Source organism: Pantoea sp. X-Soil-ISGK-275 (assembly GCF_059730795.1).
Map to the genome: position 1 here is coordinate 163,027 of NZ_AP035977.1, position 17,793 is coordinate 180,819.

Sequence of the window (17,793 nt, forward strand, 5' to 3'; positions counted from 1 at the left end):
GATAACCGTCGCTTTTGTTAAGACTGCTTAATGGGTTCGCTTGCATTAGGTAAATGAATGTCTGAACGTATGTGACTATTAATTACGAAGCGTAAAATAATGATGCGCCACGTTTAGGGAGAAGCGTTTACCGATGTTAATACCCTCCAAACTTAGCCGACCTGTCCGCCTGGAGAACACCGTTGCGCGCGAGCGCCTGATGCAAAAATTGGGCGCGGCGGGCAATTACCGGTTGGTATTGGTGACCAGTCCGGCGGGATACGGCAAAACCACGCTGATCTCACAATGGGCGGCGGGGAAAGCCAATCTGGGCTGGTATTCACTGGATGAGGGCGACAATCAACCTGAACGCTTCGTCGATTACTTAATTGCCGCCCTGCAGCAGGCAACGCAGGGCGGCTGCGCCTCCAGCGAAGCACTGGCGCAGAAACGGCAGTACATCAATCTGAATGCGCTGTTCGCCCAGTTGTTCAGTGAGCTGGCGGCGTGGCAGCAACCGATTTGGCTGATCATTGATGATTACCATCACATCACCAATCCCGCGATTCATGACGCGATGCGCTTCTTTCTCCGTAACCAGCCGGAAAATGTGACGCTGATTTTGCTGTCGCGTAATTTGCCGCAGCTCGGCATTGCCAACCTGCGCGTGCGTGAACAGCTGATTGAATTGGGCAGCCAGCAACTGGCGTTTACCCATCACGAAGCCAAACAGTTTTTTGATTGCCGCCTGACGACCCCGCTGGAATCGGAAGAGAGCGGGCGTTTGTGTGATGACGTGGCGGGTTGGGCGACGGCATTACAACTGATCGCGCTCTCGACGCGTCAGGGCGCCAGCTCTGCCCAGGATTCCGCGCGCCGCCTGTCCGGCATTAACGCCAGCCATCTGGCGGATTATCTGGTTGAGGAAGTGCTGAATAACGTCGACAGCGCCACGCGACAGTTCTTGCTGAAAAGCGCGCTGCTGCGATCGATGAACGACACGCTGATTGCCTGCGTAACCGGTGAAGAGCAAGGGCAGATGCGGCTGGAAGAGATTGAGCGTCAGGGCCTGTTTTTGCAGCGCATGGATAACTCGGGCGAGTGGTTTAGCTATCATCCGCTGTTTGGCAGCTTCTTGCGTCAGCGCTGTCAGTGGGAACTGGCGGCGGAACTGCCTGCGCTGCATCGCGCAGCGGCTGAAAGCTGGATGCGCCTCGGTTTTCCTGGCGAAGCGATCCATCATGCGCTTGCTGCCGGTGATGCGCTAATGCTGCGCGACGTGCTGCTGCAATATGCCTGGACGTTGTTTAATCAGAGCGAACTCACGCTGCTGGAAAATTCTCTCAAGGCGCTGCCGTGGGAAATTCTGCTGGAAAATCCAAAACTGCTGCTGTTGCAGGCGTGGCTGATGCAGAGCCAGCACCGTTTTTCTGAAGTGAGCAGTTTGCTGACGCGCTTTGAGCACTCCTGCAGCCAAGAGATTGATGATGTGCTGCGCGGCGAATTTAACGCGCTGCTGGCGCAAGTTTCAATCAACGACGGTAACGCCGAGGAAGCCGAGCGGCTGGCGATGCTGGCGCTCGACGCGCTGCCGGAAAGCCGTCAATACAGCTGCATTGTGGCCACTTCGGTATTGGGCGAAGTGATGCATTGCAAAGGCGAGCTAACCAGTTCGCTGAAGCTGATGCGTCAAACCGAGCAGATGGCGCGTCGCGAAGAAGCGTGGAATTACGCGCTGTGGAGTCTGATCCAGCAGAGTGAAATTCTGTTCGCGCAGGGATTTTTGCAATCCGCTTATGAGATGCAGGATCGGGCGTTTGTATTGGTCAAAGAGCAGCATCTGACGCAGTTCCCGATGCATGAATTCCTGCTGCGCATTCGCGCGCAACTGTTGTGGGCGTGGGGCCGACTTGACGAAGCGGAGCAGGCGGCGCGCGAAGGGATAAAAGTGCTGAAAGGTTATCAGCCACAGCAGCAGATTCAGTGCCTGGGTTTGCTGGTGCAGTGTTCACTGGCGCGCGGCAATCTCGATAACGCGCGTAGTCACCTTAGTCGGCTGGAGAATCTGCTTAACAACGGATCGCTGCACAGCGACTGGATCGCCAATGCCGATAAGGTGCGGGTGATTTTCTGGCAGATGACCGGCGACAGCCAAAGCGCCAGCAGCTGGATGCGCCAGACGGCGAAACCGGAGTTCGCCAATAATCATTTCCTGCAAGGGCAGTGGCGCAACGTGGCGCGCGCGCAGATCTTGCTGGGAAATATGAGTCAGGCCGAAGTGGTGCTGGATGAGTTGAATGACAATGCCCGCGCGCTCAACCTGATGAGCGACATGAATCGCAATCTACTGCTGTTAAATCAGATTTACTGGCAAACCCAGCGTAAAGCAGAAGCACAGCATGCGCTGACCGAAGCGCTGAAACTGGCGCGCAGCACCGGTTTCGTCAGCCATTTTGTGATTGAAGGCGAGGCGATGGCGCAGCAGTTGCGTCAGCTGATTCAGCTGAATACGCTGGATGAACTTGATAACCATCGCGCCAGACGCATCCTCAGCGAGATCAATAAATATCATCGCCATAAGTTTGCCCATTTTGACGAAGGCTTTGTTAGCCGCCTGATTAACCATCCCGATGTGCCGGAGCTGATCCGCACCAGTCCGCTAACCCAACGCGAATGGCAGGTTTTGGGGCTGATCTATTCGGGATACAGCAACGATCAGATCGCCAGCGAGTTGGATGTTGCTGCCACCACCATCAAAACGCATATTCGTAATCTGTACCAAAAACTGGGCGTGACGCATCGCGCGGAAGCGATGAATCAGGCGCAGTCGATGCTGCGGATGATGGGGTATGTGTAGTGGATCGGTCGCCATAAATGGCGACCCTACGAAAAACCGCACCAATCCTCTGTAGGGTCGCCATTTATGGCGACCGTGACGAGCATTAAGATATAAACGGGCGGACCTACGTTGATTTGGCTGATTTTTTATGCGAGCCACTCTTCGCGAGTTAACTCCCATAATTCGTAATCGAGAACACCCGCGACATACTCTTTTTTCCCGGTTTCTATCAGACGCATGCCAGATTTACGTGAGATCATCACCGAGCCGGTGTTCACCGCCGCTTTTGGCACACGTAAAACTTCGCGGCCCAGCGTTTTAAACCAGAAGTCGTTCACGGCGTTGCAGGCTTCACTCATGAATCCGCGATGCTGCCACTCAGGTACCAGCCAGAATCCGCGGTTATCATTCTCTCCATCGCGCAGTTCAATCAACCCAATTAATTCCTCAGGTTTCTCCTGACGTCTGATACTCCAGCACCAGCATCGACCTTCCTTGACAGCGGGCAACACCACGTTATCGACATAATCCTGCGCGGCACCTTCAGGATAAGGCCAGGGCACATTGGCATTGAGATAACGCACGATCTCCCAGCGCGGGAAAGCGATTTGCATCGCCTGCCCATCACGACTTTCCAGTGGCTTCAGGATTAATCGTTTCGTTTTGATTTCTGGCGTCATATGTCCTCCCTTTGAATCGTCACCTCACTTCTGAATAGTAGAATGATCGCACCAGTTTCGCAGTGAATTAATTCCGCCATCCGGTGAGGTAAAACCTGAGCAGCCTAATATCGAGTCGAATAACTTCTCGTGGAATACCGGCGTTTTGTCATTCTGCAGTTGCTCAAGTTTGGCAAATGATGCTTTGTTATTACTGTCACTTAAAAACTTATCCGATGCCCAAACCATAATCGGCACCGTGCGTTGCGCCATCGGTGCATGATCGCGTGGTGTGCCGTGGAAATGCAGATCATCGGAGATCGATTCCCCATGATCTGAGGCATAAAACACGATGGCATTTTTATCTTTCAGGCTATCGAAAGTCTGTTTGAGAAAATAATCGGTATACAAAAGGCTATTGTCGTAGGAATTGATCATCTCCTGCGTGCTACAAGCATCATCAATGCCCTGACACTCCGGGGTATAACGGGCAAACGCGCGTGGATAGCGTTCGGTATACATATAATGAGAGCCTTTGGTGTGAAGAATCACAATATGTTTACCCTGTGGATGGCGCTGAATTGAGTCCTGCAATTCATTAATCAACGCCATATCATCCACCGGCTTACCGACATTACGCTTCTCCGCCTGAATAGATTCACGCATTGAATAACTGTCGGCCATAACTTTGTTATAGAACCAGGCTTCGCTCTGCATGGAATAGAGATCTTCCGAGAAACATTGCTTCTTCATCACCGTGAAGACATTCATCTCTTTCAGCGTGCGCTGCGGGGCTTCTGAGGCGCCACCTTCTCTGACAAACATACAGCGCAGCGAGAGCTTGGTGGAGGTATCGCAGGAATAGCCCTGCAAGTGAACGAGGTTTTTTTCGTGATCGAGATAAGGCGTGTTGTCGCGATCGTAACCGTATAAACCCATATGATCGCGGCGGGCACTTTCACCAATCACAAACACGATGTACAAGTTATCCGCATTTTTTGGTGGAATGTATTTAAAGTGTTCTGCGGGATCGTAAAGATTACGGTTATCTTCAGCCTGGCTGAACGAACTATAAGCCAGCAAGCCAACGCCCGATAACCAGTTAGACGGTGAATAGGTCCCCGCAACAATGCCGCCGTAGCTGGCCATCATGCGATTATTTATCTTATCCTGTTCATCCTGCACCTTGCCCATTAGCGTTAGCGGCAACCAGCAACCTAATGCGGCAATAACAATGGCGATAGTTTTATAAGACCAGTAACGCTTTTTACTGATATTTGTAACGGAATTACCGCGCATTCCGCGCCAGATTAGCCAAAGTGGAATGACGTTGATGATCACCATCCACAGCATAAAGTGCCAACCCACCGACTCCTTAGAAAGGTCTAATGAATCGGTGGCTAATACGGCGGCGATAATTCCATAACCAATATCAATATTAAAGAAAATCATGTAATAACTGGCCGCGCTGGAGAATAGCACCAGCATGGTCATTAATACGCGTGATAGATATTTCCCGGTTAATGAGGTTAACAACGTCAACAGCATTACCAGACAAAATGCAGCGATGATCTCCGTCACTAATGACAGGGTGTTATCAAACTGCAGTTGCGTATAGCGACGGATGAAAATCGGAATATTAAGAAGTACGCCGATATAGAGCGAAATAAACACCGGTATATAAAACTGCTTAACCCAACCCTTTTTAAACATGTATTCCCCGTTATTATAATGAACAACTCAATCACTTGCCTGTAAATTGACAACCCTAGGTAAGATGATGGATTTGGGGATCAGTTCAACCATTGCTGGGCCTAAAGTATGTTATAATGTAACAACCAAAGGTAGGCGCTTATGCCTCGATTGGGGCTCGCAACCACCACTTTCCCCGCAGGCTGCTAATCAATGCAGTGAAGATCCTCATTCTGTATATGCATTTTCCTCATCAATTCATTCAACATGCATGACCATGAAAGTAAACATTATCGGTGAAAATGATGGAATGACTGACTATTTGCGTTAAGGGGAAACTTCATGATTTATAAAATTGAATAAACAGGAAATTAAAGTTTTTATAAGGAGCCAGGAACTTTCTGATTGTTAAGGTGATATTCTGCACAAAAGTGCTTACACAAAACTTACAATCAATTTCGCTTAAGTCTTACTATGATGGCAAAAACAAGGATGTCACTGGCGCTGTGCGTCGGTATGATCACAACTTCTGCATTTGCGGCACCGTTAAATCCCGGCGACCGTGATTATATTCAGAACCAACAACAGCAACGTTTGCAAAATGACCAGCAGCAGCGTGATGCATTGTGGAGTGCTACCGCGCCGCAGAGCACGCCAGCAGCGGATTCCGGTCAGGCCGGCCCCTGCTTCCCGGTGCAGCATATCGCTATTCGCAACGCCACGCTAATTTCTGCCGGCCAGCAGCAATCGCTGGCCGCACCTTATATTCATCGCTGCCTGAACTTAACCGAAATTAATTCGCTGGTGCATGCCATTTCTGACTGGTATATGCAGCGCGGTTATATCACCAGCCGGGCATTTTTAATTGAACAGGATTTATCGCAGGGCGAGTTAATTATTCCGGTGCTGGAAGGGAAACTGGACGCCATTCGTCTCGACGGCCAGCATCCGCGTTCATTACAGATGGCGTTTCCCGGTCTGGAAGGCAAGGTGCTTAACCTGCGTGATATTGAGCAGGGCATGGAGCAGATTAACCGCGTGCGCACCACGCCGGTACAGATTGAAATACAGCCGTCGCCTAAAACCGGTTATTCGGTGGTTAACCTTACGGCTACGCCGGAATTCCCGCTCAGCGCATCGCTGGGGTTTGATAACAGCGGACAGAAAAGCACCGGCGTTGGTCAACTCAACGCCTCGCTGACGGGAAACAATCTGCTGGGACTGGCTGACCGCTGGTTTATCAGCGGCGGACGCAGTAGCGCCTTCAGCGACTGGCGTGATGCGCAGAACCTGCAGGCGGGCGTCAGCGTGCCTTACGGCTACGGCCTGCTCGACTACAGCTACAGCTGGAGCAACTATCACAGCAGCTTCGTTAACAACGGCTTTACCTGGCTGAGCAACGGCGACAACGTGTCGCACCGGCTTAACGGTTCATGGGTGCTGTTTCGTAACGGCGATATCAAAACCGGCGTTCAGCTCGGCCTGAATCATTACTCCAGCCACAACTATCTCAACAATACCTTGTTGCAGAGTAGCAGCCGCAAAATCACCAGCGCGCAGCTGGGACTCAATCACACGCAGAAAATCCTCGGCGGCGTCGCTACGCTCAACCCAACGTTCAGCCGCGGCATGCCGTGGTTCGATGCCGAGGATGACGCGGGCAAGACCGGCGATCTGCCCAAAGCGCAGTTCCGCAAGTGGAGCATCAGCGGCAGTTTCCAGCGGCCGCTGGCCGACAAACTGTGGCTGCTCAGCAGCATTTACGGCCAGTGGTCGCCGGATCGGCTGTACGGTAGTGAACGCCTGACGCTGGGTGGCGAAAGCTCGGTGCGCGGTTTTAAGGAGCAGTATCTCTCCGGTGATGCCGGTGGCTATCTGCGCAACGAACTGAGTTACAGCCTGTTCACGCTGCCGGTTCTGGGCGACGTCAGCGCGCTGGCCGCTATCGACGGCGGCTGGTTAAAGAGCGACGCGCAGAACCGCGAGTCCACCGGCACCTTGTGGGGCAGCGCGGTAGGCCTCAGCACGCGCGGCCGCAACTTCTACACCCAGTACACCGTCGGCATTCCCCTCAGTTATCCCGGCCATCTCCAGCCGGATCACGTCAGCATTTACGCCCGCGTCGGGCTGGTTTTCTAAGAGGCAAAGATTATGGACGATCGTCAACCCGTTTCCCTCGCCCGTCGCGCGCTGAGTTACCTGATTTGCTATCTGGTGGCGGCACAGCCGATGCTGCCTGTTGTCGCCGCGCAAATTACGCCGGTAACGCCGGGCACGAAAATGGATGCCGCCGGCAACGGCGTGCCGGTGGTGAATATCGCCGCCCCCAACGGCGCCGGGATTTCGCATAACCAGTACCAGCAGTACAACGTAGGCAAAGAAGGTTTAATCCTCAATAACGCCACCGGTCAGCTTACCCAGACGCAGCTTGGCGGCCTGATCCAGAACAACCCTAATCTGAAAGCCGGGCATGAAGCGCAGGCGATCATCAACGAAGTGGTTGGCGCCAACCGTTCGCAGTTGCAGGGCTACACCGAAGTGGCGGGTAAAGCCGCTAACGTGATGGTGGCCAACCCGTACGGTATTACCTGTAACGGCTGCGGCTTTATCAACACACCGAACGTCACGCTGACCACCGGTAAACCGCAGCTGGATGCCAGAGGCAATCTGGCTGCGCTGGAGGTGACGAAAGGATCGGTGATCGTCGAAGGTCAGGGACTGGATGGCAGCAGCGCCGATGCCGTATCGATCGTCGCGCGCGCAACGGAGATCAACGCCGGGATCCATGCGAAAGATCTGTCGGTGACGTTGGGGGCTAATCGGGTCGGTGCGGATGGTTCCGTCACGCCGATTGCCGGTGAAGGTGCGGCATCGTCGGTAGCGGTTGATACCGGCGCGCTTGGCGGCATGTATGCCAATCGTATTCATCTGGTGTCGAGCGAGAAAGGTGTTGGGGTTAACCTCGGTAACCTGGTGGCGAAGCAGGGGGATATTCAGCTGGATGCCAGCGGCAAACTGACGCTCAACAACAGCCTGAGCAGCGGGGCGCTAACGGCGAATGCTGAATCAGTGACCCTTGGTGGCGAAAACAAAGCGTCCGGACAGGTCACGCTCAGTGCACAGCAGTATGCAACGCTCAATAAAGGCACGCTGGTCAGCGACGCCGGAGTCAGCGTTACGGCGAAAGGAAATCTCACCACCAATGGCACCAGCATCACGGCAGGACATGATATTCAGCTTAATGGCACAACCGTTGTCACGGACAGCAATGCCGTCGCGAAAGCCGGTAACGATATCCGATTGCAGGCGCAGGATCGGCTCAGCAACAGCGGCCAGCTGACGGCGGGAAAAAATCTCAACATCTCGGCCAAACAACTCGATAATCGCGGCATGCTGGCCGGTAACACCACCGGCATCACCACAAGTAGCCTGCAGAATGGTAAGGGCGCGGCCATCTCCGGCGCAGAGAGTCTAAGCCTCAGCAGCGACAGCCTGCTGAATCAGGGCGTATTGTCCGCGCCGGTGCTCTCACTCAGCAGCGTGCAAACCGACAACAGCGGGCTGATTCAGGGCAGCAAAGCGCTGACCTACAGCGGCAACCGCCTGAACAATCTGGCGGGCGGCACCCTGAGTTCGGACAACAGTTTTGCACTCAATCTGCCGCAGCTGATTAACAGCGGGCTCATCACCAGCAAGGCAGGGCTGACGCTGAGTGGAGACGCGCTGACCAACAGCGGCGAAATCAACGCTGCCAGCCTGTTTGCCTCAAACGCGCAGCTGAACAATCAGCAGGGCGGCCTGCTGCTCGCGGATAACAACCTCAGTCTTCAAAACGCTGCGCTGACCAATGACGGTCAAATCGCCGCAGCGACAACCACTGTTGATGCCAGTACGCTGAACAACAGCGGCACGTTGCAGGGCAAACAATCGCTGCAGGCCAGCGGCAAGGCGATAACCAGCAGCGGTACGTTACTGAGTGACGGCAAATTAACGATCGCAGCAGACTCGCTCACTAACCGTGGCCTGTTGCAGGGACAGCAGCTGGCGGTGACGGCGGGCCGTTGGGATAACAGCGGCAACGCGTTGAGTGCGGGTGATGGCGTACTTAACGCCGCAACGCTTGATAACAGCGGCAAAATTCTTGGTCAGCAGAACCTACAGCTCAAAGCAGATTCGGTTGATAACAGCGGCTGGCTGCTGGCGCAGGCGCTCACGCTTCAGGGCGATTTAGTTAACAGCGGGCTGATTCAGGGCAGTGATGCGCTGACCGTGACGGGCAATAAGCTCAGTAATAAAACCGGCGGCCAGTTACTGAGTGCTGGCACGCTGACTGCTCAGGCTGACAGCCTGGATAATCACGGCAGCATTCAGGCCGACACGCTCGATATGCGGCTGCAAAGCTGGCAGAACGCCGGCAGCGCCCAGGCGACCAGGCAGTTCCTTGGCACCCTGAGCGGCGCGCTGGATAACAGCGGCACGCTGCTGAGCCAGAACGATTTTGCCCTCATCAGCAACGACATCACTAATAGCGGTACGCTGGCGGCCAACCGACTCAGCATCACAGCCCCTCAGCTGACTAACGCCGGATTGCTGCAGGGTAACAGCTCGCTCTTAATGAACAGCGCGGATATCACCAACGCCGCCAGCGGCCAGCTTATTAGCGGCGGTTCGCTGACGCTTTCCCCGGTACAGCTGACCAATGCGGGCCTGTTACAGGTGGCTGATGACTTCAACATCAACGGTCGTGACCTGACCAACAGCGGCCGCATCACCGCCACCAATCTGAATGCAGACCTGAGCGGCACGCTGAATAACAGCGGTTCGATTGCGGCACAGCAGTTGAACGTGTCTGGTGATGTGCTGAAGAATCAAAGCCTGCTGCAGGGTGACAACGGACTTAACGCGAATTTCAGGCAGTTCAGCAACCTGAGCGCGGGTCAGCTTCTCAGCAACGGTATTCTTGCAGTGAAGGGCGCCACCGCTGATAACGCCGGTGTGTGGCAGGGCAACAGCATTGACTATCAGTTTGGCTCGCTGACCAACAGTGGCACGGTTTACGGTATTGACTCACTTAAAGGTCAGTCTGACGGGCTGCTGGATAACCGTGGCAGCCTGACGGCGGGCGGTAACGCCAGCCTGACGGCGGGTAACCTGCAAAACAGCGGTAAGGTGCTGGCCGATAATCTGGTGTTACGCGGGAGCAGCCTGAGCAACAGTGGCTTATGGCAGGGAACTTCCTCGCTGGATGCACAGTCGAGCGGCGCTTTAATTCAGGCAACTGGTGGCAAAACGCTGACCGGCGGTGACCTGCTACTGAACGCTGCCGACCTCAATACGGCAGGTACGTTACAGGGTGACAACGCGCAAATCAGCGCAGGCCGCTGGCAGAATCAGGGCTCGCTGCTGGGCACCGCAGGCGTGTCTGCGGACGTTACGGGTGAGCTGCGCAACAGCGGTGAAATATTGTCGCAGGGCACGGCACAGGTCAGCGCGCAGAATCTGAACAACAGCGGCTCGCTGCTGGCGGATAAAGCGATGACGCTGAGTGGCGATGCGCTGAATAACAGCGGCAGCGTGCAGGGCAAAACGCTGGCTATTACCCCGGCCAGCGTGACCAATCAGGGCAGTCTGATTGGTTTACAATCACTGACTATCGGTCCGGCGTCGACCCGTGGTTTCCGTATGATGGCGGTACAGTCGCAGCCCGCACGTGAATTAATCAACAATGCTGGCGGTCAGCTACTGACGCAGGGCGCGCTGAACATTAGCGGTGATGTCATCACCAACAACGGCAGCTGGCAGGGACAGCAAATCCTGCTGAACGCCACCCGCCTTGCCAACAACGGCGCTATTCAGAGCGCGGGCGATCTGACGCTCAACCTCAGCGATACGCTGACGTCCACCACTAGCAGCAAAATCACCGCCAACGGCAACGCCGCACTCAACGCACTTAGTTTCACCAATCAGGGACAGTGGATTGCCGGAAACCTGACGCTGAAAGGCACGACGCTGAACAACGGTGGAGAAATCTCCGGCGTTAACGGACTGACGGCAGAGCTCGGCGGCACGCTGACGCAGCAGCAAAATGGCGCGCTGTTATCAGGTGGCAAACTGGATGTTCAGGCGGCGACGGCTAGCAATGATGGCCGCATTCAGGGCGGTGATCTGACGATCACCACTGGAACACTGACTAACAACGGGCGGTTGCAGGGTGATAAGAGCCTGTTGCTGACCACCCGTGGCCGCATCACCAACAACAATAGCGGGACGCTGATAAGCCAGAGCGGTCTGACGCTGACCACGCCAGAGTTGTATAACTACGGCCTGATTCAGGGGGCAACTAACCGCATCACCGCCAGCAGCAGCGCGACTAACAGCGGAAAAATGCTGTCTGCGGGCGAGCTCACGCTCACAACGCCTCAACTCGTCAATAGCGGCTGGTTGCAGGCAGCGCAGCTGACGCTGAATGCTGCCAACGCCAGCAACAGCGGCACCTTGCTGGCCGATCAGCAGGGAACTTTAACCGGCTCGCAACTGCTGAATCAGGGAACTGCGCAGGGTGGCTCGCTGGCGGTCAATTATAGCCAGCTCAATAACAGTGGCACGCTGCTGGGCGCTAATCAACTGGACGTTAAGGCCAGCCAGGTCACGCAGCAGGCAGCGGGTAAGCTGTTCAGCGGCGGCAATATGCTGCTGGAGAGCACCGGTTTTGATCAGCTGGGTCAGGTGGTAGCGCTGGGCGATGCCACGCTGAAACTGATCAACAGCTTTATTGCACGCAACACGCTGGTAGCCGGTAATCGCCTGACTATCAGCAGTAACGGAGCGATTGAGAACCAGGGCACGTTACAGGGGCAGGCGCTGACGTTGAGTGCAGGCGGCGACCTGACGAACAACGGCCAGCTCACCACCGGAACCGGCGACAGCAGCCTGAGCGGTAACCGCATCAATATGAACAGCGCTGGCACGCTGCAGGGCGGCGGCAACATTACGCTGGCCAGCCGCAGCGACGTAGCACTCAATGGTTTCACCGGCACGCGTGGCAGCCTCACCATTTCCTCGCCAGGCAGCATTGTGAACACGGCGCTGCTGTATGGCGGGCAGAATCTCTACCTGTACGCTAACAGCATTCAAAATCAGCGTGGCGATATGCTGGCAGGCAACAGTCTGTGGATGCAGCGCGACGCGGCGGGGAATGCTAATGGTGAGGTAATCAACACTTCCGGAACAATTGAGTCACAGAATGGTGATATCACGATTAGGACCGGGCATCTGCTGAATACGCGTGAGGGCTTGATCACTAGTGAAGAGGTAACCCAGCTTGCTACCCCGTCATGGGCGAATGGACCGAATGTTAGGATCCCGTTCTCGTGGTTTAAACCCGGCGATTACTATAAATACGTCAGTGGAACTCAACAACACCACGGACATGGTGATGACTGGGAAACCCATACTTACAGCTATGCGCCGAATGCTGATGTCCAGGTGCAAAAGATTGCATATCAGTCCATAGCCGTGACCGCTAATGCAAGCGGAGGAGCAGGACGTATTGCAGCGGGCCGAGACCTGAATGTGCAGGCGGCGCAGCTTGATAATTCTGCCTCCTCTTTGCTTGCTAGTAACAATATGGCGCTGTCAGGGAGGGAATTGAATAACCAAAGCTGGACTGATGGCACAAGCACGGCTTATCAGATTTACCGTTATAGTGGTGGCGCTACGTCGAGTTCATTTGGATACACGCTTGATGACAGTCCGGCGTATGAAACTACCGGTAGCGGCAACGTATATCGTGCCGTCATTCAGGCAGGCGGCAACGTTAACGCCAGCTTCAGTGGTGATATCAGCAATACCTCCACGACTTCCAATGCCGGCTGGACAGGCACCACTGTCAATGCGCCTGCATTAAATCAGCTCGCCGCAATCGGCCAGGTGGCAGCTCAGCAGCGCCAGCAGCTCGCCGCCATAGATAAAGTGGCGATTAATTCTCCTGAATGGCGCGACCAGCTGCAAAATGCCCTGCAGCAGGTCAACGGTGGCACGTCGCTGCAAAATGCGCAGCCTGAAACCGTTGGGCTCTCAAATCACAATGGCAAACAACAGGGCAACGCGAACCTTGGTAAGACTGCTGAACTGGCGTCAGGCAGCGCAGTAAAACCATCGGCCCTGGGCAGCTATGGTGCTTCAGCGGTGGATACCAGCGCCTATCCGCTCCCCACCAGTGACAATGGCTACTTCGTCCCGGGTGACAGCAGCAGTCCCTATCTCATCACCGTAAACCCGAAATTAAACGGTCTGGGGCAGCTGGACGCCAGCCTGTTTGGTGACCTCAATCAGTTGCTAGGTAAACAGCCTGGCAGCGCGCCACAGGAAAGCCGTCAGCAGTATACCGACGTAAATACTTTCCTCGGTTCGTCCTATCTGCTGGACAGGCTGAACCTCAAGCCTGAAAACGATTACCGCTTCCTTGGCGATGCGGCATTTGATACGCGTTACGTCAGCAACACCGTTCTTAACCAGACCGGCAGCCGCTATCTGAATGGTGTGGGCTCCGATCTGGACCAGATGCGTTACCTGATGGATAACGCCGCCGCGTCACAGCAGGCTTTAGGCCTGCAGTTTGGTGTATCGCTTACTGCGGATCAGGTTGCTTCGCTGGATAAGAGCATCATCTGGTGGGAAGCCACCTCTGTGAATGGCCAGACGGTGATGGTGCCAAAAGTGTACCTGTCCGAAAAAGATGCGGCGATGAACAACGGCAGCGTGATTGCCGGGAACAACGTGACGCTCTCTGGCGGTAACATCACCAACAGCGCCAGCACTATCGTGGCGAAGAACGCTGTCAGCGCCGACAGCCAGAACAATATCGACAACCTTAAAGCCGGGCTGATTAAAGCCGGAGGCGAGCTGAATCTCAGTGCGCTGAATAGCATTAACAACGTCAGCTCGACAATCAGCGGTAAAAAGGTGGCGCTGGAAAGCGTCAACGGTGACATCAACAATACCACCATCAGCTCACAGTGGACGATCGGCGGCAACGGGCCAGTGCAGGCAAGCAAGACGCTGCTTGGCCAGACGGCGGCGATCACGTCACTGGATGCGCTCAGCCTGAAGTCCGGCAACGATATCAACATCACCGGCGCTTCACTCAATGCAGGTGGCGATCTGCTGCTCAACGCCTGGCACGACCTCAGTCTCAACAGCATCGAGACCAGCGAAAGCCGCAAAAACGGCAACAAGGAAGCGCATAGCTCCGGTGCTGAACGCACGACCGTTTCCAGCGGCGGCAATCTGTCGCTGGTAGCCGGGCAGGATATTACCAGCCAGGCAGCAGCCCTGGCAGCGGAAGGCGATATTGGTCTGCAGGCGGGGCGTGATATCAACCTGAATGCAGTTGAGAGCCGCTCCGGAGACAGCGAACGGGGCAGTAAAAAAACGGTTATCAACGAAGCAGTGCGTCAGCAGGGCACTGAAATTGTCAGTGGCGGCAGCACGACGATGCTTGCCGGAAATGACATCACCACTCAGGCCGCAAGCATCACCGCAAACAAAGATATTGGATTACAGGCCGGCCACGACGTAAATATCACCACGGCGACGGAAAGTGATTATGCCTACAAGGAAGAAACTAAAACCAAAAAAGGCCTGTTCAGTAAGAAAACGACTCACACCATCCGCGAAGACAGCTCAACCACTGAAAAAGCTTCTCAGCTAAATGGCGACCAGATTTCAATCGTCGCAGGTAATGATCTGACTCTAAAAGGCTCCACTGTTGTCGGTGAAAACAATGTTGGTCTTAAAGCTGGCAACGATCTCACTATTACGGCGGCAACTGATACCCAGAGCAGCTATAGGCTGAGTGAAACCAAGAAGAGCGGCATGTTCAGCGGTGGCGGGATTGGGGTCACTTTTGGCAGCGCATCCTCGAAACAGCAGCTTAAGCAGGACGGCACTACAGAAAGTCAGAGTGCCAGTACCGTTGGCAGCACGGGTGGCAACGTAACGCTGGTTGCGGGTCATGACGCACGAATAGCCGGTTCTGATGTAATAGCAAAACAGGATATCAGCCTGGTAGGCGGGTCGGTCTCGATCGACCCAGGCAATGACACGCTTTCGCGCCATCAGAGCTTTGAGCAGAAACAAAGTGGTCTGACCTTAAGGCTAACCAGCCCGATTACTGACGCGTTACTGAGTTTGGGGTCACAGGCTAAAGAGGCCGGACAGGCAGGAGACGAACGTCTTAAAGCGCTTAACGCGGTAAAAATGCTGGAGAGTGGCTGGGCAATGTCAGGAGCGGCAGGACAGTCTGCGGCAGCCCTAGCTAAGGGTGATTTAAATAATGCCGGCATTAAGATTGAGCTGAGCGTCGGTGCCAGCAAAAGCAAGTCTTCTTCAGAATACAACGCCAATACGATTAGCGGCAGTTCGCTTAACGGCGGTGGTAATGTCACTGTGGTTGCCACGGGTGCAAACGGTGCCAGTGGTGACCTGAATTTGACCGGCAGCGGTATCACTGGAGGTAACGTCACTCTTGCCGCAGCGCATGACCTCAACCTGATCGCCGCCAGCAACAATAGCGATCAGAAGAGTAGCAATAAGTCATCTGGCTGGAGTGCGGGCGTACATATTGCTATTGGTCAGGAAACCGGTATTGGAGTGCAGGCCAGCGGGTTCATGGCCAGCGGCTCGGAGAATGGCAACACAACGTCTTACGTTAATAGCCGCGTCAACGCGAAAGATAATCTGACGTTGAGCAGTGGGAACAATACGCTACTCTCCGGAGCCCAGGCGCTGGGTAACCGTATCACCGTTGATGCAGGTAACAACCTCACACTGACCAGCCTGCAGGATATCGACAACTACCAAAGTAAGCAGCAGAGCGCCAGCGGTGGTTTCAGTTTCACCTTTGGCAGTATGACTGGCTCGGCTGGGCTGAGTATTAGCAAGAGCAAAGTTAAGAGTGAATACGCAAGCGTCGGGGATCAGAGCGGTTTGTTTGCGGGTGACGGTGGCTATGACATTTACGTTGGCAATCATACACAGCTAAATGGTGCTGTAATCGCCTCAACCGCCCAAGCGGCAAACAATCACCTGTCTACCGGCACACTGGGCTGGGGAAGCATAGATAATCATGCTTCTTACAGCGCCAGCAGTGCGGCAATGGGTATCAGTGGAGGATATAACAGCAACAATAAACCGGGAGAGCAATTTGCAGGCTCCGCGCTGCCAGCAGTAGTGAATTTGAATGGAAATGCATCCGGCACAACACAATCTGCGATCTCAGCTGGCACCATTACGGTTCGAGATGAACGGAACCAGAAGCAGGATGTAGCGGATCTGAGCCGCGATACCGATAACGCGAACGGCAGTATTGGTAAGATTTTCGATAAGGAAAAAGTCGAAAACCAGATGGCTTTTGCACAAGGCGTACAGGAACTGGCGGGCAAGGTTGTCAGTGATGTCAAAGCCTACAAGCTGGATGAAGCTGCAAAAGAGACCTCAGACCGCCTCCTGAAGGAACATCCTGAATACGCCAGCTTATCTAATGAAGATTTCAACACATTGGTTCGAAACGATTCTGGATATAAGGACGTGGCGGATAAGTGGGGTGCTGGTGGAACTTATTCGATGGTGGCCAGTGCAGTCGCGGGTGCGCTTGGCGGCTTAAGTGCCAACAACATGGGCGCGGCAGCCAGCGGCGCGATGGCACCATATATTGCTAATGCTATAAAGAAAGCCACCACATCATACAACGCTGACGGCACAGAAAAGACTAATCTGGTAGCAAACACCATGGCGCACGCCGTAGCGGGTGCCGTGCTGGCTCAGATGTCCGGCAGCAGTGCAGCAGCGGGTGCGGCAGGTGCAGCAGGTGGTGAGCTGACAGCGCGCGCGATTGTGAAAGTAATGTATCCGGACACCGACATTAGCAGCCTGACAGAAAATCAGAAGCAAATTGTCAGTAGCCTGAGCCAGCTTGCTGCAGGCCTTGCGGGCGGTATTGCGGCGGATTCGTCCATGGGGATTGGAGCTGGAGCGGGTGCCGGGAAGAATGCGGTGGAGAACAATATGTTTGGGCCTATTCCTGCTCCAGTCCCAGTCCCCGTCCCTGGGGCACCCGTAGGGCCTGGTGACAAAGTGAAACAGATTGCGGATAAGAATATTGCTTCAGGGCTCAAGGAAGGGCTTAATAATGTGACTGACTTGCTGGATAAGACAACAGCGTGCTCATTTGGCCGAGCCTGCTCGACAGATGATTCAGAAGAGGCTGATGGCCCGAGAGCTGGCGCTAATCTGACAGATGCTGAGAAGAATGAATATGGCGGCGTGGGATCTGGAACTCCTGGTGGATGGGAACCAGAGGATGAACAACAGGGCCGCGATAAAAATCTAAATGCTTCAGATCAGAGATCGATTAAATCACTTGAAGAACAAATTCGTATTCATGAAGATAAGCTTGAAGCATACAAAAATAACCCAGACTCTTTCGATAACAAAGGTTACCTTAAGAACGCACCAAATGAACAAGTGAGGCAAAGTATTATTGATGGTCGTATTCGTCATCTTGAGCAGGAGATAAAAACGTTCCATAAGAACATAAGTGAAATTAAAAATGGTAAGGAGTAA

At 54.3% G+C, this 17,793-nt stretch carries 5 protein-coding genes; 3 read left to right on the forward strand and 2 right to left on the reverse strand.

Features of this window, described 5'->3' with window-relative positions; genetic code table 11:
• Nucleotides 1-133 precede the first annotated feature (133 nt).
• Nucleotides 134-2,836, forward strand: coding sequence for an HTH-type transcriptional regulator MalT (gene malT, locus AC6I8A_RS20140; protein ID WP_497819028.1), 2,703 nt, complete (start codon nt 134-136; stop codon nt 2,834-2,836).
• Between the two features lie 128 nt (nt 2,837-2,964).
• On the opposite strand, the gene AC6I8A_RS20145 is transcribed toward malT, so the two are convergent.
• Nucleotides 2,965-3,498, reverse strand: coding sequence for a GNAT family N-acetyltransferase (locus AC6I8A_RS20145; RefSeq protein WP_479490725.1), 534 nt, complete (start codon nt 3,496-3,498; stop codon nt 2,965-2,967).
• A 24-nt stretch (nt 3,499-3,522) separates the two neighbouring features.
• Complete coding sequence (gene eptB, locus AC6I8A_RS20150) at nt 3,523-5,190, reverse strand: kdo(2)-lipid A phosphoethanolamine 7''-transferase (protein WP_497819029.1); 1,668 nt, start codon at nt 5,188-5,190, stop codon at nt 3,523-3,525.
• 453 nt (nt 5,191-5,643) lie between these two features.
• Between eptB and AC6I8A_RS20155 the strand changes: the two genes are divergently transcribed.
• On the forward strand, nt 5,644-7,308 hold the full coding sequence (locus AC6I8A_RS20155; protein WP_497819030.1) for a ShlB/FhaC/HecB family hemolysin secretion/activation protein: 1,665 nt from the start codon (nt 5,644-5,646) through the stop codon (nt 7,306-7,308).
• A 12-nt stretch (nt 7,309-7,320) separates the two neighbouring features.
• Nucleotides 7,321-17,793 (forward strand): hemagglutinin repeat-containing protein, encoded by a 10,473-nt coding sequence (locus AC6I8A_RS20160; RefSeq protein WP_497819031.1) that lies wholly within the window; start codon nt 7,321-7,323, stop codon nt 17,791-17,793.

Excerpts from the sequence above, each read along its gene's own strand:
- AC6I8A_RS20145 (WP_479490725.1), bottom strand. The coding sequence starts at position 3,498 with ATGACGCCAGAAATCAAAACGAAACGATTAATCCTGAAGCCACTGGAA.
- AC6I8A_RS20155 (WP_497819030.1), top strand. The coding sequence starts at position 5,644 with ATGATGGCAAAAACAAGGATGTCACTGGCGCTGTGCGTCGGTATGATC.
- AC6I8A_RS20160 (WP_497819031.1), top strand. The coding sequence starts at position 7,321 with ATGGACGATCGTCAACCCGTTTCCCTCGCCCGTCGCGCGCTGAGTTAC.
- malT (WP_497819028.1), top strand. The coding sequence starts at position 134 with ATGTTAATACCCTCCAAACTTAGCCGACCTGTCCGCCTGGAGAACACC.
- eptB (WP_497819029.1), bottom strand. The coding sequence starts at position 5,190 with ATGTTTAAAAAGGGTTGGGTTAAGCAGTTTTATATACCGGTGTTTATT.